The sequence below is a fragment of the Uliginosibacterium sp. 31-16 genome (assembly GCF_030730865.1).
GTDB lineage: Bacteria > Pseudomonadota > Gammaproteobacteria > Burkholderiales > Rhodocyclaceae > Uliginosibacterium.
Genome location: NZ_JAVALZ010000001.1, coordinates 784,601 through 807,427, shown reverse-complemented (window position 1 = coordinate 807,427; position 22,827 = coordinate 784,601). Strand labels below are relative to the sequence as shown.

The 22,827-nt window shown below is 57.5% G+C and carries 15 protein-coding genes and 1 tRNA gene; 13 read left to right on the top strand and 3 right to left on the bottom strand.

Annotated elements, in window-relative coordinates:
• Positions 1-27 precede the first annotated feature (27 nt).
• The 13 genes from Q9Q94_RS03700 (at position 28) to Q9Q94_RS03640 (ending at position 17,739) form a co-directional block, all read left to right on the top strand.
• Positions 28-1,104 (top strand): pilus assembly protein PilM, encoded by a 1,077-nt coding sequence (locus Q9Q94_RS03700; RefSeq protein WP_305978666.1) that lies wholly within the window; start codon positions 28-30, stop codon positions 1,102-1,104.
• Positions 1,101-1,700, top strand: coding sequence for a PilN domain-containing protein (locus Q9Q94_RS03695; protein WP_305978665.1), 600 nt, complete (start codon positions 1,101-1,103; stop codon positions 1,698-1,700). The genes Q9Q94_RS03700 and Q9Q94_RS03695 overlap by 4 nt, the downstream gene beginning before the upstream one ends.
• Positions 1,697-2,344, top strand: coding sequence for a type 4a pilus biogenesis protein PilO (locus Q9Q94_RS03690; RefSeq protein ID WP_305978664.1), 648 nt, complete (start codon positions 1,697-1,699; stop codon positions 2,342-2,344). Before Q9Q94_RS03695 ends, Q9Q94_RS03690 begins: the two co-directional genes overlap by 4 nt.
• Positions 2,345-2,364: 20 nt before the next feature.
• Positions 2,365-2,883 carry a pilus assembly protein PilP gene (locus tag Q9Q94_RS03685; RefSeq protein ID WP_305978663.1) on the top strand — a complete coding sequence of 173 codons (519 nt, stop codon included), beginning with the start codon at positions 2,365-2,367 and terminating at the stop codon, positions 2,881-2,883.
• Positions 2,880-5,021, top strand: coding sequence for a type IV pilus secretin PilQ (pilQ, locus tag Q9Q94_RS03680; RefSeq protein ID WP_305978662.1), 2,142 nt, complete (start codon positions 2,880-2,882; stop codon positions 5,019-5,021). The genes Q9Q94_RS03685 and pilQ overlap by 4 nt, the downstream gene beginning before the upstream one ends.
• Positions 5,022-5,146: 125 nt before the next feature.
• A complete protein-coding gene (locus Q9Q94_RS03675; RefSeq protein ID WP_305978661.1) occupies positions 5,147-5,683 on the top strand; it encodes a shikimate kinase in 537 nt (178 codons plus the stop codon).
• Positions 5,665-6,747 (top strand): 3-dehydroquinate synthase, encoded by a 1,083-nt coding sequence (aroB, locus tag Q9Q94_RS03670; protein ID WP_305978660.1) that lies wholly within the window; start codon positions 5,665-5,667, stop codon positions 6,745-6,747. Before Q9Q94_RS03675 ends, aroB begins: the two co-directional genes overlap by 19 nt.
• A gap of 2 nt (positions 6,748-6,749) precedes the next feature.
• Complete coding sequence (locus tag Q9Q94_RS03665) at positions 6,750-7,880, top strand: deoxyguanosinetriphosphate triphosphohydrolase (RefSeq protein ID WP_305978659.1); 1,131 nt, start codon at positions 6,750-6,752, stop codon at positions 7,878-7,880.
• 10 nt (positions 7,881-7,890) lie between these two features.
• Complete coding sequence (locus Q9Q94_RS03660) at positions 7,891-8,583, top strand: transposase (protein ID WP_305978658.1); 693 nt, start codon at positions 7,891-7,893, stop codon at positions 8,581-8,583.
• Positions 8,584-8,963: 380 nt separating this feature from the next.
• A complete protein-coding gene (locus tag Q9Q94_RS03655; protein ID WP_305978657.1) occupies positions 8,964-13,640 on the top strand; it encodes a glutamate synthase-related protein in 4,677 nt (1,558 codons plus the stop codon).
• Between the two features lie 19 nt (positions 13,641-13,659).
• Complete coding sequence (locus tag Q9Q94_RS03650; RefSeq protein ID WP_305978656.1) at positions 13,660-15,144, top strand: glutamate synthase subunit beta; 1,485 nt, start codon at positions 13,660-13,662, stop codon at positions 15,142-15,144.
• Positions 15,145-15,363: 219 nt separating this feature from the next.
• Positions 15,364-16,407: a hypothetical protein gene (locus tag Q9Q94_RS03645; protein ID WP_305978655.1), complete on the top strand. Its 1,044-nt coding sequence runs from the start codon at positions 15,364-15,366 to the stop codon at positions 16,405-16,407.
• A 183-nt stretch (positions 16,408-16,590) separates the two neighbouring features.
• Positions 16,591-17,739, top strand: coding sequence for a hypothetical protein (locus tag Q9Q94_RS03640; RefSeq protein WP_305978654.1), 1,149 nt, complete (start codon positions 16,591-16,593; stop codon positions 17,737-17,739).
• A gap of 73 nt (positions 17,740-17,812) precedes the next feature.
• Here the strand turns inward: Q9Q94_RS03640 and pdxH are convergent, their stop codons facing one another.
• The 3 genes from pdxH to Q9Q94_RS03625 form a co-directional block, all read right to left on the bottom strand.
• The gene (gene pdxH / locus Q9Q94_RS03635; protein WP_305978653.1) at positions 17,813-18,397 is read right to left on the bottom strand and encodes a pyridoxamine 5'-phosphate oxidase; all 585 of its coding nucleotides are present in this window, start codon (positions 18,395-18,397) and stop codon (positions 17,813-17,815) included.
• Between the two features lie 54 nt (positions 18,398-18,451).
• A complete protein-coding gene (locus Q9Q94_RS03630; RefSeq protein WP_305978652.1) occupies positions 18,452-22,369 on the bottom strand; it encodes a DUF3683 domain-containing protein in 3,918 nt (1,305 codons plus the stop codon).
• Between the two features lie 208 nt (positions 22,370-22,577).
• Positions 22,578-22,653, bottom strand: a tRNA-Phe gene (locus tag Q9Q94_RS03625).
• Positions 22,654-22,827 lie beyond the last annotated feature (174 nt).

Sequence of the window (22,827 nt, the reverse complement as noted above, 5' to 3'; positions counted from 1 at the left end):
ACAACATTTAGAGAGTGGCCTGACGAGATGGACATTCAATCTTTGCTGGGAGGGAAATCCAAAGCCTTGATAGGGCTGGATATATCCTCCTCTGCGGTCAAACTTGTAGAGCTTGTAGAGGCGGGGTCGAATCAGTTCCGCCTTGAGCGCTACGCTATTGAACCTTTGCCGCGAGATGCTGTGACGGATGGCAATATAGCCAGCTTGGAAGCAGTTGCCGATTCAATTCGGCGTGCATGGCGACGCTTGGGCTCTTCAACCAAGCAAGTGGCTTTGGCGTTGCCGGCCGCTGCGGTGATTACGAAAAAAATCACCCTTCCTGCGGGCTTGCGTGAGTTGGAGATGGAAATTCAGGTTGAGTCTGAAGCCAATCAATACATCCCGTTCGCTATCGAAGAAGTGAATCTTGACTATCAGGTTCTAGGTCCGGCGGGGTCTGGCGCGGACGAGGTTGAGGTGTTGATAGCTGCGTCACGTAAAGAAAAAGTTGAAGATCGTGTGGCGGCGGCCGAAGCTGCTGGTCTGCGTGCAATTGTTATGGATGTTGAGTCCTTTGCGTCTCAGTCAGCGTTTGATTTGATCAAACGCCGATTGCCCGAAGCCGGCCGGGGCAAGGTAGTGGCGCTTGTTGATGTTGGTGCCCAGATGATGAAAGTGACTGTTCTGCGCGACGACAGCGTGCTGTATTCGCGTGAGCAGGCTTTTGGTGGAAATCAACTGACGCAGGATATCTCCCGTAATTACGGGATGAGCACGGAAGAGGCTGAGGCCGCAAAACGTTCCAGCAGTCTGCCCGAAAATTACGAGCACGATTTGCTAAGGCCTTTCTCCGAAAGTGTTGCGCTGGAAATTTCGCGTGCTTTGCAGTTTTTCTTTACTTCTACTCAATTTAACCAAGTTGATCACATCGTCCTCTCAGGAGGGTGTGCCGTGATTCCCGGGATTGATCAGATAGTGGCTGGACGTACTCAGGTTACTACCGAAGTGGCGAACCCCTTTGTTGGCATGGGGTTGTCTCAACGGATTCGTCCGAAAAATCTGGCGGCAGACGCTCCGGCATTACTGGTGGCATGTGGTTTGGCTTTGCGGAGGTTTGACGCATGATTCGCATCAACCTTTTGCCACACCGTGAACAGGCGCGCAAGGATCGCAGGCAGCAGTTTATTTCCTTGTCTGTGTTGGTTGTTCTGGCGGGTGCGGCGGTGTGGTTTGTAGGAAGTGTATTGATCGGCCAAAGGATCGATGCGCAAGTTTCATCAAATGAATTCATGAAAAGAGAAATTTCGGCGCTTGACAAGGAAATCGCTGAAATTGCGCGTCTTAAAGAGCAGACACAGTCCTTGTTGGCGCGGAAGCAAGTGATTGAGTCATTGCAAGGCAATCGGACTCAGACCGTCGTGATTTTCAATGAACTGGTTCGGCAAATGCCGGAAGGTGTATTTCTCAAGGCGGTTAAGCCCGCTGGTGGTGGGATCAATCTTACGGGGTATGCCCAGTCGAATGCGCGCGTCTCTCAGTTGATGCGTAATCTTGATGCGTCGCCGATTTTTGAGAAGCCATTGCTTCAAGAAATCAAAGCAGTCAGTTATAACCGTCGGCAAGTCGGGGAGTTCAACCTTAATGTGAGCATTGAGCGTCCTCTTGCCGAGGATCCTGCCAGCAAAAACGCCGCCCCCGTTTCTGCAGGAGGCAAGTCATGAAAGACCTTCGTTTGGACCGGATCATTAATGATTTCCGTCAGTTGGATCCGAATGACCCCGGTGTTTGGCCTTTGGCTCCAAAAGTCGCGGCACTTGTCTTGCTCTTGGTCGTGGTTGTTTTTGCTGGGTGGTGGTTTGACTGGAAGGGCAAGGTGGAACAGCTTGAGCAGGCTCAGCAGGAGGAAGTGAAGCTGAAGGATGAGTGGCTCGGCAAGAAGCGCCAAGCGGTCAATCTGGATGAATATCGCAAGCAGCTTGCTGAAATGGACCGCCAGTTCGGGGCTCTGCTGAAGCAATTGCCCAACAAGTCTGAAATGGAGTCGCTGATCATCGATATCAACCAGGCAGGAAGAGGTCGGGGTTTGCAATTCGAGCTCTGGAAGCCTGGGCAGGAGTCCATGAAAGACTTTTATGCGGAACTGCCGATTGCCATTTCAATCACAGGGAGTTATCACGCTCTCGGACAGTTTGTCGGTGATGTAGCCAAGCTGCCTCGGATTGTGACTTTAAGGGACGTAGTCGTGGCTCCTGCCAAGGATGGTGGCCTGAAAATGGATGCTTTTGCGGTAACTTATCGTTACCTTGATGATGAAGAAGTTTCTAAGCAGAAGCGTGATAAAGCTGCTGCAGAGAAAAAGAAATAAGGCCAGCGGAGGATATGGAAATGAAGCCGATCTGGTCTGTGCTTATAAGCTGTGTGCTGCTCTCGGGTTGCAGCGGGGAAGATCATCAAGATCTGAAGTCTTGGATGGATTCCGAAGCAAAGGGGATGCAAGGGCGCATTCAGCCCTTGCCGAAGCTGATGGAGTTTCCTGTCGTCGATTATGACGTAATGGCTCTGGTGGATCCTTTCCAGGCTGTTCGCCTTGAGCCGGAAAAACGCAGCGGGGCAGCCAATCAACCTGACAGGAATAGAAGGCGGGAGCCGCTGGAGGCATATCCGCTGGAGACCTTGAAGATGGTTGGCATGATGATGATGAATGGGAAGCCGGTTGGGTTGGTTCAGGCTGACCGGACCGTTCATCAAGTCAAGGCCGGGAACTACCTTGGCCAGAATTTCGGGGTGGTCACCAAGATCACTGAAAATGACCTTACGTTGAAAGAGCTCGTCGAAGACGCCAATGGTGACTGGGTCGAGCGTTTCAGCACTATGCAGCTGCAAGAGCAGGAGACCAAGAAATGAAGACCGTAACGCGTTTGATTGCGCCGGTGTTGTGTGTCCTTGTCGGTATTGTCCAGACCGGCTTCGTGCATGCACAAACCAGTCCTGCTCCCGCCTCTGCTGCGGAGGCAAAAAATGCCATTGAATCCATCCAGACAACCCAGTCTGGTGGCAATGTGCAGATCAAAGTCACGCTCAAGCAAGCTCTGGAAGGGCAGATTGGCAGTTTCAGCGTATCCAATCCAGCGCGTGTAGCGATTGATATCCCCGCGACGAGCAATGCCACGGGCAAAACGGCCCAGGCAATTGGTGAGGGTGATGTGCGCAGCGTTAATATCGTTCAGGTGGCTGACCGCACTCGTCTAGTGATCAACCTGCTGCGGCCTTTGTCTTATGAGACCAAGATCGAGGGCAAAGAGTTGCTGATCAGTTTGTCGGTTGCAACCGCCAAATCACCTGAAGCGACAACCACTGCGCGTTTTGCTGAGCAGAAAGGTGGGCCTGACAGTCACGCGATCCGTGATATCAATTTCCGTCGGGGCAAGGACGGCGAAGGCCGCGTAGTGATTGACCTGTCAGACGCCAATACCGGGATTGACATTCGTCAGACAGGCTCAAACTTGGTGGTCGAGTTTCTGAAGACCTCTCTGCCAGACCGTCTGCGCAAGAGTCTGGATGTGACTGATTTCGGAACCCCGGTAACGAATGTCACGACAACTCAACAGGGCGCTGCCGTAAAGATGGTCATTACGCCGAGCGGGCTGTGGGAGCACAACGCCTATCAGACGGATACTCAGTTCGTCCTCGAAGTGAAGCCGACGCAGGATGATCCGCGCAAACTGGTTCAGGGGACCTCTCGCGCCGTCAAATATGCTGGCGAGAAACTCTCCCTGAACTTCCAGAACATTGACGTGCGTTCCGTATTGCAGGTCATATCGGATTTCACTAATTTCAATATCATTACCAGTGACTCGGTGACGGGATCGCTGACCTTGCGTCTCAAGGATGTTCCGTGGGATCAGGCACTTGAGATCATCCTCCAGGCCAAAGGCTTGGACATGCGCAAGAATGGCAATGTGATCTGGATTGCACCGCGAGAAGAGTTGGCCGCTCGTGAAAAGCTTGAGCTGGAGTCCAAGATTCAGATCAACGATCTTGAGCCGTTGAGAACTGAGACTTTCCAGATCAACTATCACAATTCAAAAGCAATTTACGACGGAGTTCTCAAGGACAAGGACAAGACCATCCTGTCAAAGCGTGGTTCGGTCATCATGGATGAGCGCTCCAACAAGCTGATTGTTACTGACACTAATGCGCGTCTGGATGATGTTCGCCGCATGCTGAACGACATTGATGTACCTGCACGTCAGGTGATCATCGAGGCTCAGATCATTGAGGCGGAAGACACATTCAGCAAGAATCTGGGTGCTCGATTCGGTCTGACGCAGAACAAGTCGATCGGAACCGGCGGGTCGTACACGACCAGCGGCAACACCATCGACACGGGCTACATTACGGGCCAGATTGAAGACAAATCCAAATTCCAGACTGACCGTTTGAATTTCAATAATGTGGCGTCAACGATTGCCGGTAAGTCAGCAGGTCAGTTGGGCCTCACCTTGTTGAGTGCCAATGGAACCGGGATTTTGAACCTTGAGCTTTCCGCACTTGAAGCGGATGGCCGTGGGCGAGTGGTGTCTCGGCCTCGTGTCATGACTGCCGACCAGATTGAAGCACTGATTGAACAGGGTGTTGAAATTCCGTATCAGACGGCGACCAGTTCCGGCGCTACTGCTGTGCAATTCCGCAAGGCCAATCTGTCGCTGAAGGTTAAGCCGCAGATTACGCCTGATGGTCGGGTCTCGATGACTCTGGATATCAGCAAGGACACGCCCAACACCCAGATTGCAACGGGCGCTGGTGTGGCAATCGATACCAAGCACGTGAAGAGTGAAGTGCTGGTCGAGAACGGTGGGACCGTCGTGATCGGCGGGATCTTCCAGCAAGACACCAAAGGTGTCGTGACCAAGGTCCCGTTCCTGGGAGACATCCCGTTCCTCGGGGCGCTCTTCCGTAACAACGAAAAGAAAGACAATAAGACCGAGCTGATGGTGTTCATCACACCCAAGATCGTGACTGATCAGTCAGTCTTGCGCTGATACGCTCGGTTGGAAATCCAAAACCCGCAGTACCACCTTGGTATTGCGGGTTTTTCATTGGTACACAGGCAAATTTGCGGGCGAGCTGACAAAAGAGCTGTGGTGATTTCGGCTAGAATCCGCTCGTGGACACCTCTCGACGCAACATCTATCTTGTCGGCCTGATGGGCTCGGGCAAGACTACAATCGGTCGCCAGATTGCCCGGCGCATGGGACGGGTTTTTTACGACTCCGATCACGAAATCGTCAACCGTACCGGGGTGAGGATTCCTGTGATTTTCGAGTTGGAAGGCGAGGCTGGATTTCGTCGGCGTGAGGCTCAGGTTATTGCCGAACTGGCTGCAGAGGCCGGCGTTATTGTTGCAACTGGCGGTGGCGCTGTTCTGAATCCTGCCAATCGTGAGGCGATGAAAGCCTCTGGCTGGATCGTATACTTGGATGTCCCTACGCAGGTATTGCTTGAGCGGACACGCCACGATACCAACCGACCTTTGCTGCAGGTTGCGGACCCCGCCGCCAAACTGAACATATTGCGCGCCGAGCGTGACCCGCTATACCGGGAAATCGCCGACATGGTTGTAGATGGCGCGCGGCTCAATTCGAATGGTGCAGCCATGAAAATCCTTGCTGAGTGGGAGCGCCAATGCGCACTGTCAACGTAGCTCTGGCCGAGCGCGCTTATCCGATTCGTATCGGTCAGAATCTGTTGAGCAAGCCGGAACTGATCCTGCCGTATCTCAGATCACCGCGTGTGGCGATCGTCACCAACGAGGTTGTCGCGCCATTGTTATTGATTCGTTTGGTCGAAGGGCTGACGGAAGCTGGCGTACAGGTCACCAGTATCATCTTGCCTGATGGTGAGTCTCGGAAAGACTGGTCTACGCTCAATCAGATATTCGATGGGCTGCTGGGAGCGCGTTGCGAACGCACGACGACGCTGATCGCTCTGGGAGGGGGCGTTATTGGCGATATGGCCGGTTTTGCTGCGGCCACCTATCAGCGCGGCGTTCCCTTTATCCAGATCCCGACCACACTGCTTTCACAGGTGGACTCCTCGGTGGGTGGCAAGACCGCCATCAATCACCCGCTCGGCAAGAACATGATTGGTGCTTTTTACCAACCGCGTCTGGTATTGGCGGATATTGACACTCTGCAGACCCTGCCGGACGCTGAATTGAAAGCCGGGTTGGCCGAGGTGATCAAATATGGGTTCATCCGCGATCTGCCCTTTCTTGAGTGGCTTGAAGCCAATATTGACGCCATTCTTGCCAAAGACCCCGCTGCGCTGGCCTACGCCGTTGAGCGCAGTTGCATCAACAAGGCCGAAGTTGTTGCCAATGATGAAACCGAGCAGGGCGAGCGCGCTTTGCTCAATCTTGGCCATACTTTCGGTCACGCGATTGAGGCTGGTCTTGGCTTTGGAGCCTGGCTGCACGGCGAGGCGGTTGCTGCTGGAACGGTGATGGCAGCCGAGCTTTCCGCACGACTTGGCCTGCTCGAAGCAAGAGACGTGGCGCGAGTGCGCAAGATTCTGGAGCGCGCTGGTTTGCCTGTTATAGGGCCGAAGCTGGGAGCTGAGCGCTACATCGATCTGATGCGCCACGACAAGAAAGTTGAGTCTGGTCGTTTGCGTCTTATCCTGTTGAAGGCCATCGGACAGGGCATCATCCATGACTCGGCCTCGCTGGATGATATTGAAGCGGCGATTGACGCCTGCTGCGCCTGAGCATGCCAAACACCCTGGCCGCTTATGCCGTCGATGAAGGCAACAGCAAAGGACGGCGTTTTGCCGAAGAGTCCCCTGTATCACGCAGCGAATTCCAGCGTGATCGTGACCGTATCATTCATTGCACCGCTTTTCGCCGCCTCGAGTACAAGACTCAGGTCTTCGTCAATCACGAGGGCGATCTCTTTCGTACCCGCCTCACCCACAGTATCGAGGTTGCCCAGATTGGCCGTTCGCTGGCACGTGCCCTCAGTCTGAACGAAGATCTGGTCGAGGCCATCTCGCTTTCGCATGATCTTGGCCATACCCCCTTTGGCCATGCCGGGCAGGAGGCGTTGAACGAGTGCATGCAGCCTTACGGCGGCTTCGAGCACAACCTCCAGTCCTTGCGCATTGTCGACCAGCTTGAAGAGCATTACGCTGCCTTTGACGGCCTCAACCTGATGTACGAAACGCGTGAGGGGATTCTCAAGCACTGCTCCTTGCCCAATGCGCGCCAGCTTGGCGAACTCGGGGCGCGCTTCATCGACAAACAGCAAGCCTCGCTTGAAGCCCAACTCTGCAACCTTGCCGACTCCATCGCCTACAACAATCATGATGTCGACGATGGTTTGCGCGCCGGGCTCCTCACACTGGAGCAACTGGAGGGCGTTGATGCATTTGCCCGCCACTGCCAGAGCGTGAGAGTCCACTATCCTGATCTGGGAGGGCGGCGCCTCATCCATGAAACCGTGCGCAGGATGATCAATGCCCAGGCGATCGATCTGATCACACAGACCTGCCAAAACATCGCTGTTGCCGGGATCAGCACCCTGGCTGATGTGCGCAGCGCAACTGCTCCGCTTGTAGCTTTTTCACCTGCCATGCAAGCTGAACTGTTGCAGTTGCAGCAATTTCTGCGTGACAACCTTTACTGGCACTATCAGGTGCTGCGCGAGATGAGCAAGGCCCGTCGCATCATTGCCGATCTCTTTGGCGTATTCATGGACGATACCCGCCTGTTGCCGCCGCAATACCAACTCTGGGCACGTGAAGACAAGGCTCGTGCGATTGCCGATTACATTGCCGGCATGACTGATCGCTACGCCATGAAAGAGCATCGCCGCCTCTTTTCGCTCGCCGAAGGCAAGTAGGTGCTCAACCATGAGCCGCCTGCCGCGCCTCTACATCCCTGGTCTGCCGCAACTCATTACCCAGCGTGGCAACAACCGCAGCAGCGTTTTTGCCGACGAGGCTGATTTCCAGCAATATCGCCAGCACTTGCGCGAATCCGCCCGTGAAGCAGGCGTCGCTCTGCATGCCTATGTGCTCATGCCGGACCATGCCCACCTCCTGATTACCCCGCCGGATGAAGATGCGGCGGGGAGCCTGATGCAGCGCCTCGGCCGTCGTTATGTGCGCTGGTTCAACGATCGTCACCATCGCAGCGGTACCTTGTGGGAAGGGCGCTACCGTTCCACGGTTGTCGAACCCAACGAATGGCTGCACGCAGCCAGTCGCTACATTGAACTCAATCCCGTGCGCGCGGGGCTGGTGGCCAGTGCCGAACACTATCCCTGGTCCAGTTGTCGTCACCACCTTGGCCTAGAGCCTGATCCGCTGATTGCCGACCATGCCCTGTACTGGCAGCTCGGCAACACCCCTTTTGAGCGGCAAGCCGCTTGGCGTCGCCTGCTCGAAGCTGGCATCTCGTTCGCCGAACTCGACCGCCTGCGCTATTCCGCCCATCGTGGCTGGATGCTTGGACAGGCGCCCGTCACCAGTCTTGATCCCCAACCGAACCGTCGCCTCGCGCCTTTGCCAAAGGGGCGTCCGCGCAAACTGCCTTCAGCCTGAAGAGCTGCGCTGGACGGGTCTTTTGAAGTGCTGTGTGCTGAAACGCTTGCTGGGCGGTCCTGTTCGGGGTGATTGCCTGAAAACCCTTGCTGCACGCGGCTTACCGCAGGGCTAGTGCAGAGAAGCTTTTCGAGCCCCGCCTGAGGAAGGGGGGGGCGATGAAACGACAAGCGTGATATATCTTCTCTGCGCGCACCCGTATCACTCTGTCCCTTATTTATTGGGCGCCAAGTTGGTGCGTAATGTAAATTAGACTCTGACCCTGTTTTATAGTGCTTGAGGGCGAGAATTGCTCGTCCTATAGTTCAAACCCTTACGGTTGTCCACGCTGCGCCCTGAGGCGCAAGCGTCCGCAGATTTCCGGTTTCTGGAGTGTAACCATGCAAGAGCGTCAGGGGCTTTACGACCCCGCAAACGAACACGATGCCTGTGGTGTGGGTTTTGTTGCCCATATCAAGGGCAGCAAAAGCCACGAGATCGTTCAGGGTGGCCTGAAAATTCTTGAGAACATCGATCATCGTGGCGCCGTGGGTGCTGACGAGCTGATGGGCGATGGTGCAGGTATCCTGATCCAGATTCCGGATGCGTTCTACCGCGAAGAAATGGCCAGTCAGAGCGTGAAACTGCCGCCGGCCGGTGAATACGGTGTCGGCATGATCTTCCTACCCAAGGAGGCCGCTTCGCGTCTGGCTTGCGAGCAGGAGCTTGAGCGCGCTGTACGTGCCGAGGGCCAGGTGCTGTTGGGCTGGCGCGATGTGCCGGTGGATCGCGAAATGCCGATGTCGCCGCGTGTGCGTGAAAAGGAACCCGTCATCCGCCAGATCTTCATCGGTCGTGGCCCGGATGTGATGGTCACCGAGGCGCTGGAGCGCAAGCTGTATGTGATCCGCAAGATGGCCAGCCATGCGATCCAGCAACTGGGTCTGAAGCACGGCAAGGAATACTACGTGCCGTCCATGTCGGCGCGCACCGTGATTTACAAGGGTCTGCTGCTCGCCACGCAAGTCGGCGTGTATTACAAGGATCTGGCTGACCCGCGCTGCGTGTCTGCGCTGGCGCTGGTGCACCAACGCTTCTCGACCAACACCTTCCCGGAGTGGCCGCTGGCCCACCCCTACCGCATGATCGCCCATAACGGCGAAATCAACACGGTGAAGGGCAATTTCAACTGGCTGCGCGCCCGCGAAGGCGTGATGAAGTCGGCCGTGCTGGCTGACGATCTGCAGAAGCTCTACCCGGTGGTATACGAAGGCCAGTCCGACACGGCAACCTTCGACAACTGCATCGAGCTGCTGACCATGGCCGGCTACCCGCTGGCCCAGGCTGCGATGATGATGATCCCGGAAGCTTGGGAACAGCACGAGCTGATGGATGCCAATCGTCGCGCCTTCTACGAATACCACGCTGCGATGATGGAGCCGTGGGACGGCCCTGCCGCGATTGCCTTCACCGATGGTCGTCAGATTGGCGCCACGCTGGACCGCAATGGTCTGCGTCCGGCCCGTTACATCGTGACCGACGATGATCTGGTCATCATGGCGTCCGAAGCTGGGGTACTGCCAGTGCCGGAAAGCAAGATCGTCAAGAAATGGCGTCTGCAGCCGGGCAAGATGTTCCTGATCGACATGGAAGCCGGTCGCATCATCGACGACAAGGAACTCAAGGACGCGCTGGCCAACGCCAAACCCTACCGCGAGTGGATCAGCCGCATCCAGGTGAAGCTGGACGAGGTGGATGGCCCCGAGGCGCAAGCCGAAGAGCGCGCGCCGCTGCTCGACCGCCAGCAGGCTTTCGGCTACACGCAGGAAGACCTCAAGTTCCTGATGGCGCCGATGGCAGCCAATGGCGAAGAAGCCATCGGTTCGATGGGTAATGACTCGCCGCTGGCTGTCATGTCCAACAAGAACAAGCCGCTGTACAACTACTTCAAGCAGCTCTTCGCGCAGGTGACGAACCCGCCGATCGATCCGATCCGCGAAGCGCTGGTGATGTCGACCGTGTCCTTCATCGGCCCGAAGCCGAACCTGTTGGACCTGAACAATATCAACCCACCGATGCGTCTCGAAGTCTCCCAGCCGGTGCTGGACTTCAAGGACATGGCCAAGCTGCGTGACATCGGTACCTATACCGACAACAAATTCAAGTCCTTCGAACTGGATATCTGCTACCCGGTGGCATGGGGCAAGGAAGGTGTTGAAGCCCGTCTGGCCTCGTTGTGCGCAAAGGCTGAAGATGCCGTGCGCTCGGGTTACAACATCCTGATCGTGTCGGATCGCAAGCTCGACACGCAGAACGTTGCCATCCCAGCGCTGCTTGCCACCTCGGCGATTCACCAGCATCTGGTCAAGAAGGGGCTGCGTACATCTACCGGTCTGGTGGTGGAAACCGGCTCGGCGCGTGAAGTGCATCACTTCGCTCTGCTCGCGGGCTACGGCGCTGAAGCAGTCCATCCGTATCTGGCGATGGAAACCCTGCGCGAGCTGGCCAAGACCCTGCCGAATCTGGATGGCGACAAGGCCATCTACAACTTCACAAAGGCTGTCGGCAAGGGGCTGTGCAAGGTCATGTCCAAGATGGGCATCTCGACCTACATGTCCTACTGTGGCGCGCAGATCTTCGAAGCCATCGGTCTGAATCGCGACCTGATCGACAAGTACTTCGCCGGCACGCCGTCGAATGTCGAAGGCATCGGCATTTTCGAAGTAGCAGAAGAGGCCCTGCGTTTGCATGCAGACGCATTCGGTGCCTCGCCGGTGCTCGCCAACCAGCTGGATGCCGGCGGTGAATACGCCTTCCGCATCCGTGGCGAAGAGCACATGTGGACGCCGGACGCGATTGCCAAGCTGCAGCATTCCACGCGCACCAACAACTTCCAGAACTACAAGGAATACGCCCAGATCATCAACGATCAGAGCAAGCGTCAGATGACGCTGCGCGGTCTGTTCGAGTTCAAGCTTGATCCGGCTCGCGCCATTCCTCTGGAGGAGGTTGAATCCGCCAAGGACATCGTCAGGCGCTTCGCCACCGGCGCCATGTCGCTGGGCTCGATCTCTACTGAAGCCCACTCCACGTTGGCGATTGCCATGAACCGCATCGGCGGCAAGAGCAATACCGGTGAGGGCGGCGAAGATCCGAACCGCTACAAGAACGAGATGAAGGGCATCTTCATCAAGAAGGGTGAGACGCTGGCTGGCATCATCGGCAAGGATCGTATCGAGCGCGATGTGGTGCTGCAGGAAGGCGACTCCCTGCGTTCGAAGATCAAGCAGGTCGCCTCAGGCCGCTTCGGTGTGACCACCGAATACCTGACTTCAGCCGACCAGATCCAGATCAAGATGGCTCAGGGCGCCAAGCCCGGTGAAGGCGGTCAGCTACCGGGCGGCAAGGTGTCCGAGTACATCGGCATGCTGCGTTTCTCGGTTCCGGGGGTCGGCCTGATCTCGCCGCCTCCGCACCACGACATCTACTCGATCGAGGATTTGGCTCAGCTGATCCATGATCTGAAGAACGTGAATCCCAAGGCCGACATCTCCGTGAAGCTGGTGTCCGAAGTCGGTGTTGGTACCGTAGCTGCAGGCGTGGCCAAGTGCAAGGCCGATCACGTGGTGATTGCCGGTCATGACGGTGGCACGGGCGCATCGCCCCTGTCCTCGATCAAGCACGCTGGTGCTCCCTGGGAACTCGGTCTGGCTGAAACCCAGCAGACCCTGATGATCAACGGCCTGCGTGACCGCATCATTGTTCAGGCAGACGGCCAGATGAAGACCGGTCGTGATGTCGTCATTGCCGCGCTGCTGGGTGCTGATGAAATGGGCTTCGCTACCGCTCCGCTGGTGGTTGAAGGCTGCATCATGATGCGCAAGTGCCACCTCAACACCTGCCCGGTCGGCGTTGCCACGCAAGACCCGGTGCTGCGTCAGCGCTTCTCCGGCCAGCCCGAGCACGTGGTGAACTACTTCTTCTTCGTTGCCGAAGAAGTACGCGAACTGATGGCTCAACTAGGCATCCGCAAGTTCGAAGACCTGATCGGTCGTGCTGATCTGCTCGACCGCAAGAAGGCCGTGGATCACTGGAAGGCTCAGGGACTGGACTTCGCCAAGGTCTTCCATGTGCCGCAAGTGGATTCGCCGCGTCGTGTCGTGTCGACGCAGGATCACCTGCTCGAAAAGGCGCTGGATCACAAGCTGATCGAGAAGGCACTACCTGCTCTGGACAAGGGCGAGCGCGTTTCCTTCATCCAGCCGATCATCAACGTCAACCGTTCGGTCGGCGCGATGCTCTCCGGCGAAGTGGCGAAGAAGTACGGTATCGCCGGTCTGCCGGATGACACCATTCACGTACAGTTGACAGGTACCGCGGGTCAGAGCTTTGGCGCTTTCCTTGCTCATGGTGTGACGCTGGATCTGGTTGGCGAAGGCAATGACTACGTCGGCAAGGGCTTGTGTGGCGGCCGTGTGATCGTGCGTTGTCCGAATGATTTCCGTGGGTCTGGTGTTGAGAACATCATCGTCGGCAACACCGTGCTGTTCGGCGCAATTGCAGGTCAAGCCTACTTCAACGGGGTGGGCGGCGAACGTTTCGCGGTGCGTAACTCTGGTGCTGCGGCCGTTGTCGAAGGCGTGGGCGACCACGGTTGCGAATACATGACTGGTGGCACCGTCGTCGTGCTGGGCGAAACCGGCCGCAACTACGCTGCAGGTATGTCGGGTGGTGTCAGTTACGTGTATGACCCGGAAGCCGTTTTTGCGAAGAAGGCCAATACGGCCATGGTGGATCTGGAGGCCGTGCTGCCCGCAGCCGAGCAAGCCGAGAAGATCGATCGCGACATCTGGCATGCGGTGCAACGCGGTGGTGCAGGCGAGGCGGATGAAATCATTCTCAAGCGCCTGATCGAAAACCATTTCAAGTACACCGGCAGCCTGCGTGCCAAAGCTCTGCTCGAAAACTGGGAAGAGTCTCGGAAGACTTTCGTCAAGGTCATGCCGAAGGAATACCGTCGTGCGCTGAAAGAACTGGCCTCTGCTGCACGCGCCAAGTCTGAAGCAGCCACCGCCTGAGAATCGGGAAGGAATAGAAATGGGAAAAGTTACCGGCTTTCTTGAATTCGAGCGCCAGGAAGAGGGTTATCCAGCCCCCGAATTGCGCAAGAAGAACTACAAGGAATTTGTCATCGCCTTGAGCGATGATCAAGCCAAGATTCAGGGCGCACGCTGCATGGACTGTGGCATTCCGTTCTGCAACAACGGCTGCCCTGTAAACAACATCATTCCGGACTGGAACGATCTGGTTTACAAGCAGAAGTGGCAGGAGGCGATTGGTGTGCTGCACTCCACCAACAACTTCCCGGAGTTCACCGGCCGCATCTGCCCGGCTCCGTGCGAAGCCGCCTGCACGTTGGGTATCAACGCTGCACCGGTGGGAATCAAGTCCATCGAGCACGCCATCATCGACAAGGCATGGGAAAACGGCTGGGTCGTTCCGCAACCTGCTGCTGTGAAGACCGGTAAGAAGGTTGCTGTGGTTGGCGGCGGCCCTGCTGGTCTGGCAGCTGCTCAGCAACTGGCGCGCGCCGGCCATGCGGTGACCGTGTTCGAGAAGAGCTCGCGCGTGGGCGGCCTGCTGCGCTACGGTATCCCAGACTTCAAACTCGACAAGAGCATCATCGATCGCCGCATGAAGCAACTCGAAGCGGAAGGCGTAACCTTCAAGACTTCAGTCTACATCGGCGACGTTGATCTGCCCAAAGGCATCAATACCGATGCCAAGGAAAAGATCTCACCCAAGGCATTGATGAAGGACTTCGATGCCGTAGTCATCACCGCTGGTTCCGAACTGCCGCGCGATCTGCCTGTGCCGGGACGTGAGCTGGACGGCGTGCACTACGCGCTGGAATTCCTGATCCCGCAAAACAAGGTGAATGCTGGCGACAAACTCAAGGATCAGATCACTGTGGGCGGCAAGAACGTTGTTGTCATTGGTGGTGGAGATACAGGCTCTGATTGCGTGGGCACTTCCAATCGCCAAGGCGCCAAGAGCATCCTGCAAATCGAATTGATGCCGAAGCCTCCGGTGCAGGAAAACAAGTCCGTCACCTGGCCGTACTGGCCGAACAAGCTGCGGACTTCGTCTTCGCATGATGAAGGCTGCCAGCGCGAGTGGTGCGTGACCACCAAGGAGTTCAAAGGCGAGAATGGCAAGCTCAAGTCCATGGTCATTGCCAATGTGGAATGGACCAAGGACGAGAAGACCGGCCAGTTCAAGATGAGCGAAGTGGCGGGCTCCGAGCGCGAAATTCCGGCGGAAGCCGTGTTCCTCGCCATGGGCTTTGTCAATCCGGTCGCCAGCTTGCTGGAAGGCTTCGGTGTCGACAAGGACACGCGTGGCAACGCCAAGGCGACGACTGACGGCGCTGGCTGCTACGCTACCAACGTACCGAAGGTTTTCGCGGCTGGTGATACCCGCCGTGGTCAGTCACTGGTCGTTTGGGCGATTCGCGAAGGTCGCCAGGCAGCACGCGAAGTTGACTCCTATTTGATGGGAACCAGCGTGCTACCTCGCTGAGGTTACACGGAAGCAAGCACAACGGGCCGCTATATGCGGCCCGTTGTGCTTTGTGGCGGCCTTCGGGCGGTGCTATTCCGCGCTCGTCGGAAGTTGCGGCGCGACAAGACACGAATGCGGCAGCGTAGGCATAATCGCCTTCCATAACAAAATTGCTAAAGCTGAGCAGGATGGCTTGGGTAAGCCTTGCTGAGTCAGGGCGTATACGAGGGTACGGAGATGATGTATCGAATTGAGTTCAGTGGTCGCTTGCTGCAAGGCTTCGATCCACAGTTCGTGCGTCTTGAGGTTGGCGTTCGTCTGCGCCTGCGCGAAGCGCAGATTGAACGTTTGTTCTCAGGTCAGACCGTAGTCCTCAAGAAGGAGGTCAGCGAAAACAACAGCAAGGCATATATGGCCGAGCTGCGCTCTATCGGACTGGACGCAACGCTTGTGCCTCTGGGCGTTGAAGAGCCTGCGCAAGATGAAACTGCCGAATACAAGGTAGTGTATTGGGGCAAAGTACTACCGGGGTTTGAGCGGGCTGCTGTCATGGCTGCGGCTGCAAAGCGCTTGCGCGTACCTCCTGCGCAGTTGATCCGGGTTTTTGGCGGCGCCAAGGTTGTTCTGAAGCGTGGCGTTTCTGCAGAGCAAGGCGCGCGCTTGGTCGTCGAACTTGCACTGATTGGCATGCAGATCGAGCTGGAAGTCGAAGCCCCCGTTGCTGCCGTGGCACTGCAACCGACCCCGCAAGGTGTGCCCATGCTGCCGTCTGCAGGCTTGCAGGAGGATGACCCGCAGTATGGCGCGCTTCTTCGGACTGACTGCGATCTTTCTGGCACGGTATTCGCTGGTTACGATACGTCTTCCTCAATTGCCCGTGATGACGATGCATCGACAGTTACTCCACCCGTAGTGCCGCCACGTTCCGTTGGGGGGGCTTTTTCAGCAGCAAATACGGATGGCTACCTTAATTGTCCTCGCTGTGGCTTTTATCAACCTTATGCGATTACTTGCAGCAAGTGTGGGGTTGAATTACCCAAGCCACGCATATATGTTGGACGAGCCGATCGTTTTGTTGATACTGCCCCGACAACTTTGGTTACCCCTGCAGAGATCCCCGTTCTGAAGAAGGTACAGGCGCGTCAGAAGGCAGTAGAGTCGCTGCATGACCTCATGCAATTGCAGGATGCGCCGGAGCAAACAGAGTCGAATTTCCCCTATTTCAAGACACTCCTGCTTCTGGTTGTACTCGCGGTTTTAATATTCTTGCTGGTTCGCTGAGGCTAGGATGGCGTGACAAACTGATTTGTCAGTTTGTCGCAACAGAAGAGGGCAAAATCCTTGTGAGACGCCGCTTGGGACGGCATATTAGCGTATGCCCCAATGGGCAGAAGTTGGCGTGTTGCGAAACCATGCAAAAAATAGCCCGATGCAACTCGGGCACTAATAAAACGGGGGCGGGCAATGTATTGCATTGTGTTCAGTGGTCGTCTGCTTGATGGCTACGATCCGCAGGTTGTACGCAAGGCGGTGGCAAGTCGCTTGAGTCTTGACGCAAAACAGGTTGAGCGCCTGTTCTGTGGTGAGCGGATGGTTCTCAAAAAAGGCGTGACCGAAGATTCCGGGCGCCTTTATCTGGATGTCCTGAGGCGCTTGGGTCTGGATGCGGGCATGGCGCGCATCCCCCGTTCTGCAGATACCGTACAGGCACTGGCAACATTCAAGGTCGTGTTCTGGGGGCGCATTCTGGACGGTTTTCAACGGGATGCCGTGATGCGGGCGGCTGCAGCCCGCCTGAAGGCAGCGCCAGCGCAGTTGGAGCGGATGTTCAATGGCAGCAAGGCGGTGCTCAAGCGCGGAGTCTCTTCGGATGTGGGGTCGCGCTACGTCGTTGAACTGGCGCGTATCGGCATGCAGATTGATCTGGAAGTCGAAACCGTAGAGAGGGTGGCTGAGCTTCCCGCGATTGAACAGATTGTTGTGCCTGTTACGGCGCCTGCCGTACCAGCGAGTCAACGTCCGGCAGGATTTCGTCGGCACGGCGATGAAAGCTATTCCGCCTTGTTGCAGACGCAATTCGAATTGCCTGACACCTCTGATTATGCTGAGGGAATTTTTCCGCAGCCTGTTGCAAACGTTTCCTCGGCTGTAGCAGCTTCCAGTTACGATGCTCCACTGCGGAAGACGGAGTCTTTATCGCATCGCTCCCAGCCTCAACCTCCACGCAGCAGCAAACCGATCGTAGTTCCTACGCCGGCAGCAGCATCTGTTGATTACGTGCGCTGTGACCAATGCGGCCACCGCCAGACATCCAGCTCACGCTGCAGGGTCTGCGGGACAGAGATGAAACGCTCCCAGCCGCGTCCGCATATCCCGATGGATGCCTCTGCATATGCGACACCAACTACAGTCCTGGGGAATATGCCTCCGGCGTTGATGCGTAATAGTGTCGCGACGTCCGCGCCATCTGGCCGGTCGCGCGATGAGTTGCGCACAGCCATGTCACGGATGCAGACTACGCCGGAGCGACGTCAAGCACGCATGCACGGATACGCCCCTACCATGATCGGCATTGCACTGGCAATTACACTTGCTTTATGGCTGTTTTGGTGAAGTTGTGTGAGCCAGAGACGGCCTTGTGAGGCCGTTTATTCTGTCCTGCTTGATCGTCTTGCGTGTTGGGAACTCAAGGGAAGAGTACTTCGGTCTCCCACCCTCCGTTCATGCTGCGACGGTATACGACGCGTTCGTGCAGACGGAAGGGTTTGTCTTTCCAGAACTCGATCTTCGTCGGCACTACGCGGAAACCGCTCCAGAAGCTTGGGCGGGGAATGGTGCCGATGCCGAATTTCAGCGCAAATTTCGCCACGCGCTGCTCCAATTCAAAGCGCCCCTGCATCGGCTGCGACTGCTTCGACGCCCAGGCGCCAATTCGCGAATCTCGCGCCCGGCTGGCATAGTAGACATCGGCCTCTTCATCGCTGACCAGCGAGACTTCACCCTCCACGCGAACCTGGCGTTTCAGTGATTTCCAGTGGAAGCACAGGGCGGCTTTCGGATGGGTCAGCAGCTCATGGCCTTTCTGGCTTTCCAGATTCGTGTAGAACACGAAACCGCGCGCGTCGAAGCCCTTGAGCAGCACCATGCGCACCGAAGGCATGCCATCCGGCCCGACCGAGGCGATGGACATCGCGTTCGGATCGTTGGACTCGGTCTTTTCGGCGTCTGACAACCATTCCTGAAAGAGGGCGAAGGGATCTATCTGGCTCATGGCATGAGTGTTTAAAAAGTTAAAGAATTCTGTCCGAGCGGCCCGCGCGCATTCTTATAACAATACGCGTTCGATACCGCCGATATTGGCCTGTCTCACATAGCCTGGCAGCCAGTCTGGACCGAGAATGTTCTTCGCCAGCTCTATTACGATGTAATCCGCATCTAGCTTTTCAACATCCTCGTTGTAGCGTTGCAGGCCTTGCAAGCAGGCTGGACAGGAGGTGAGTACCTTCAGGTCGCCGCTGAAGCCATCGGCGCGCAGCTTGTCGGCGTCATGTGCCAGTTCCTCTTCCTTGCGGAAGCGCACTTGGGTCGAAATGTCCGGACGGGCCACTGCCAGCGTGCCGGATTCGCCGCAGCAGCGGTCTGACTTTTCGATCTTGGCCTGACCGGCCACGCCGGAGATCAGCGCATTCACTGTCTTGAGCGGGTCCTGCTGCTTCATCGGGCTGTGGCAGGGGTCGTGATACATGTAGCGCGTGCCATTCACGCCCTCCAGCTTCACACCTTTTTCGAGCAGGAATTCGTGGATATCCAGCAGCCGGCAGCCGGGGAAGATCCGGTCGAATTCATACTGGGTCAGCTGATCAAAGCAGGTGCCGCAGCTCACCACCACGGTCTTGATGTCCAGGTAATTGAGCGTGTTGGCCACGCGATGGAAGAGCACACGGTTGTCGGTGGTGATCTTCTCGGCCAGCTCGGCCTGCCCGGCACCTTTCTGCGGATAGCCGCAGCACAGGTAGCCCGGCGGCAGCACCGTCTGCACGCCGACGTGATACAGCATGGCCTGGGTGGCCAGCCCCACCTGCGAGAACAGGCGCTCCGAGCCGCAGCCGGGGAAGTAGAACACCGCCTCTGAGTCCACAAGGGTTTTCTGCGGATCGCGGATGACCGGCACGATGTGATCGTCTTCGATGTCGAGCAGGGCGCGCGAAGTTTTCTTCGGCAGATTACCCGGCATCTTCTTGTTCACGAAGTGAATCACCTGCGCCTTCAGGGCCGGCTTGCCGAGCGAGCTGGGCGGCTGGCGCGTAGAGCCACGGCTCAGCGGGCGGAGCAGGTCGACGGCGAGGCGCTGCGCCTTGTAGGCCCACTCGATCGACACCTTGCGCAGGAACTTGATCTTCTCCGGCGAGGTTGTGTTCAGGAAGGCCATTGCCAGTGTCTTGGCCGGGTTCACCGACTGTTTGCCCATCTTGCGCAGCAGCGAGCGCATTGCCATCGACACATCGCCGAAGTCGATATCCACCGGGCAGGGTGTGTAGCACTTGTGGCAGATCGTGCAGTGGTCGCCCACGTCCTCGAATTCTTCCCAGTGCCGGATCGATACGCCGCGCCGCGTCTGTTCCTCGTACAGGAAGGCTTCGATCAGCAACGAGGTGGCGAGGATCTTGTTGCGCGGCGAATACAGCAGGTTGGCGCGCGGCACGTGGGTCGAGCACACCGGTTTGCACTTGCCGCAGCGCAGGCAGTCCGACACCGAGTCTGCGATGGCGCCGATATCGCTCTGCTGCATGATCAGCGATTCGTGGCCCATCAGGTTGAAGGAGGGCGTGTAGGCGTTGCGCAGATCGGCGCCGGGCATCAGTTTGCCGGCATTGAAGCGTCCGTCCGGATCGACCTTGGCCTTGTAGGCGTGGAAAGGCGCGAGTTCTTCTTCAGTGAGAAACTCGTATTTGGTAATGCCGATACCATGCTCTCCGGAGATCACACCACCAAGGCTGCGCGCCAGATGCATGATGCGTTCGACGGCCGCATAAGCTTCCTGCAGCATTGCGTAGTCGTCGGAGTTGACCGGCAGATTGGTATGCACGTTGCCGTCGCCCGCATGCATGTGCAGTGCCACGAACACGCGGCTGCGCAGCACTTCCTTCTGGATCGACTCCATGCGCTCGATCACCGGGCGATAAGTGTTGCCCTCGAAAATCTCTTCGATGGCCGTCTTCAGCTCGGCTTTCCAGGAGATGCGTAGCGAGTGATCCTGCACGATGTGGAAGAGGGTTTCAGTGCCCTTGCCATCCCGGCGCAGTTCGATGCCGAAATCCGTAAACTTTGCCCCCGCCTCGGCCAGTGGCAGATCGAGGTTTTCCAGCAGCCAGCGCCAGCGGGCGCCGATAGTGGACAGCACTTCCAGCGTGCGGGCGCGGCGGTCGCCGATCAGTTCTTCCTTTTCCAGTGCCGGATCATAGGCGCGCAGGGGCAGATCGCCACGGAAGAACTCCTCCAGTGCGGCGGCCAGACGCAGCTTGTTCCTGATCGACAGCTCGATGTTGATCCGCTCGATCCCGTCGCAATAATCGCCCATGCGGGGCAGCGGGATCACCACGTCTTCATTGATCTTGAAGGCGTTGGTGTGGCGGGCAATCGCCGCCGTGCGCGAGCGGTCGGCCCAGAATTTCTTGCGCGTTTCCGCGCTCACGGCGGTGAAGCCTTCGGCACCGCGCGCATTGCACAGGCGCACTACTTCAGAGGCGGCGCGGGCCACGGCGTCTTCGTCGTCGCCGACGATATCGCCGATCAGTACCATCTTCGGGCGGCCGTGGCGTTTTGCCTTGGTGGCGTAGCCCACTGCCTTCACGTAGCGCTCGTCCAGATGCTCCAGACCGGCCAGCATCACCCGGTCCCCGCCGGTCTTTGGCAGGGCCTCGATGAAATTCTTGATCTCGACAATTGCCGGCACCGCTTCGCGCACCTGGCTGAAGAACTCCAGACACACCGTGCGCGTGTGCGGGGGCATCTTGTGCAGAATCCAGCGCGCCGAGGTGATGATGCCGTCACAACCTTCCTTCTGGATGCCGGGCAGGCCGCCGAGGAATTTGTCGGTCACGTCCTTGCCCAGGCCTACCTTGCGGAAGCGTTCGCCGGGGATGGTGAGGAACTCTTCGGCAAGCAGCTTCTTGCCGGAGGTGTCGAAACGCTTCAGGCGGAACAGCACTTCAGCCTGATCGTGGATCTTGCCGAGGTTGTGGTTCAGGCGCTCCACTTCCAGCCAGTTACCGTCCGGCGTCACCATGCGCCAGCTCGCCAGATTGTCCAGCGCCGTGCCCCACAGCACCGCTTTCTTGCCGCCCGCGTTCATGGCGATGTTGCCGCCGATGCACGAGGCGTCGGCCGAAGTCGGGTCGCAGGCGAAGACCAGCCCGCTGTCGTCGGCCAGATCCATCACCCGGCGCGTCACCACTCCAGCCCCGGTGAACACCGTGGCGTAAGGCTGGGCCACGCCGGGCAGTTCGGTGGCGAAATCCACCTTGCCGATGTCGATCAGCTTTTCCGTGTTGATGACCACCGAGTTGGCGGTGAGCGGCACGGCCCCGCCGGTGTAGCCGGTGCCACCGCCACGCGGGATGATGGTCAGCCCCAGTTCGATACAGGCGCGCACCAGATGGCCGATTTCCTCCTCTGTGTCCGGGTACAGCACCACGAAGGGAAACTCGACGCGCCAGTCGGTTGCATCGGTGACGTGGGCCACGCGGGCGTAGCCATCGAAGGCGATGTTATCGCGGCGGGTGTGGCGCGAGAGCAGCTTCAACGCCCTGGCGCGCAGGTTGGCCGTGTGTTCGAAGTGTGTTGCGAAAGCATCCACGGCCTTGTTGGCGGCGGCGACCAGCAGGCCAACCTTCTCGCTGCGCTCCACATCTTCAGCAGAAGAGTCCTGCCGGCGTTTCTCTACCTCGTGCAGGCGATGGCGCAAGGCGTCCAGCAGAGCCTGCCGGCGCTTTGGATTGTCCAGCAAATCGTCTTCCAGATACGGGTTGCGCTGCACCACCCAGATATCGCCCAGCACCTCGTAGAGCATCCGTGCCGAACGGCCGGTCACGCGCTCGCTGCGCAGGCTGTCCAGAGCCAACCACATCTCGGGTCCGAGCAGACGGATTACGATCTCGCGGTCGGAGAAGGAGGTGTAGTTGTAGGGGATTTCGCGCAGGCGCGCGGGCTGAGGAGTGTTCACGAACTCTGGGGCGACTTGCATGGCTGTGGGGTGCCTTATTGATCTGCCGGGGGCAGCAGTCTTCGCATTTTAGGGCTTCGAGATAACAAAGGCGACCCGCTGGAGCGTGTGGAGATTGTGATCGTACGGCACGGGCCGTTTGATTGGGCTCCATGGGGAGGTGGAATTTGGCGCCGTAGAAAACAAAAAGCCCTGTCTGCACGGACAGGGCTTTTTGCTGGGAATTCTCTGGTGGCCTGGGGCGGAATCGAACCACCGACACGCGGATTTTCAATCCGCTGCTCTACCAACTGAGCTACCAGGCCATCGAGCCAAGCATTCTAGACAAAGCTTGCCCTGAATGCAAGCACTGTGAAGAGATTGATCCAGAGTATGCGTACACTTTAGTTGAAGTCGCTTCTCCTGTGAGGACTGACTCAATTGCCTGCCGGTGCTGCCGATAATGTAAGAGTCCGACCATTTGCGTGCAGACCCATATC

What these genes read in the sequence shown, in the direction of transcription:
- Q9Q94_RS03700 (WP_305978666.1), top strand. Translation starts at nt 28, where the DNA reads ATGGACATTCAATCTTTGCTGGGAGGGAAATCCAAAGCCTTGATAGGG.
- Q9Q94_RS03695 (WP_305978665.1), top strand. Translation starts at nt 1,101, where the DNA reads ATGATTCGCATCAACCTTTTGCCACACCGTGAACAGGCGCGCAAGGAT.
- Q9Q94_RS03690 (WP_305978664.1), top strand. Translation starts at nt 1,697, where the DNA reads ATGAAAGACCTTCGTTTGGACCGGATCATTAATGATTTCCGTCAGTTG.
- Q9Q94_RS03685 (WP_305978663.1), top strand. Translation starts at nt 2,365, where the DNA reads ATGAAGCCGATCTGGTCTGTGCTTATAAGCTGTGTGCTGCTCTCGGGT.
- pilQ (WP_305978662.1), top strand. Translation starts at nt 2,880, where the DNA reads ATGAAGACCGTAACGCGTTTGATTGCGCCGGTGTTGTGTGTCCTTGTC.
- aroB (WP_305978660.1), top strand. Translation starts at nt 5,665, where the DNA reads ATGCGCACTGTCAACGTAGCTCTGGCCGAGCGCGCTTATCCGATTCGT.
- Q9Q94_RS03665 (WP_305978659.1), top strand. Translation starts at nt 6,750, where the DNA reads ATGCCAAACACCCTGGCCGCTTATGCCGTCGATGAAGGCAACAGCAAA.
- Q9Q94_RS03660 (WP_305978658.1), top strand. Translation starts at nt 7,891, where the DNA reads ATGAGCCGCCTGCCGCGCCTCTACATCCCTGGTCTGCCGCAACTCATT.
- Q9Q94_RS03655 (WP_305978657.1), top strand. Translation starts at nt 8,964, where the DNA reads ATGCAAGAGCGTCAGGGGCTTTACGACCCCGCAAACGAACACGATGCC.
- Q9Q94_RS03650 (WP_305978656.1), top strand. Translation starts at nt 13,660, where the DNA reads ATGGGAAAAGTTACCGGCTTTCTTGAATTCGAGCGCCAGGAAGAGGGT.
- Q9Q94_RS03645 (WP_305978655.1), top strand. Translation starts at nt 15,364, where the DNA reads ATGATGTATCGAATTGAGTTCAGTGGTCGCTTGCTGCAAGGCTTCGAT.
- Q9Q94_RS03640 (WP_305978654.1), top strand. Translation starts at nt 16,591, where the DNA reads ATGTATTGCATTGTGTTCAGTGGTCGTCTGCTTGATGGCTACGATCCG.
- pdxH (WP_305978653.1), bottom strand. Translation starts at nt 18,397, where the DNA reads ATGAGCCAGATAGATCCCTTCGCCCTCTTTCAGGAATGGTTGTCAGAC.
- Q9Q94_RS03630 (WP_305978652.1), bottom strand. Translation starts at nt 22,369, where the DNA reads ATGCAAGTCGCCCCAGAGTTCGTGAACACTCCTCAGCCCGCGCGCCTG.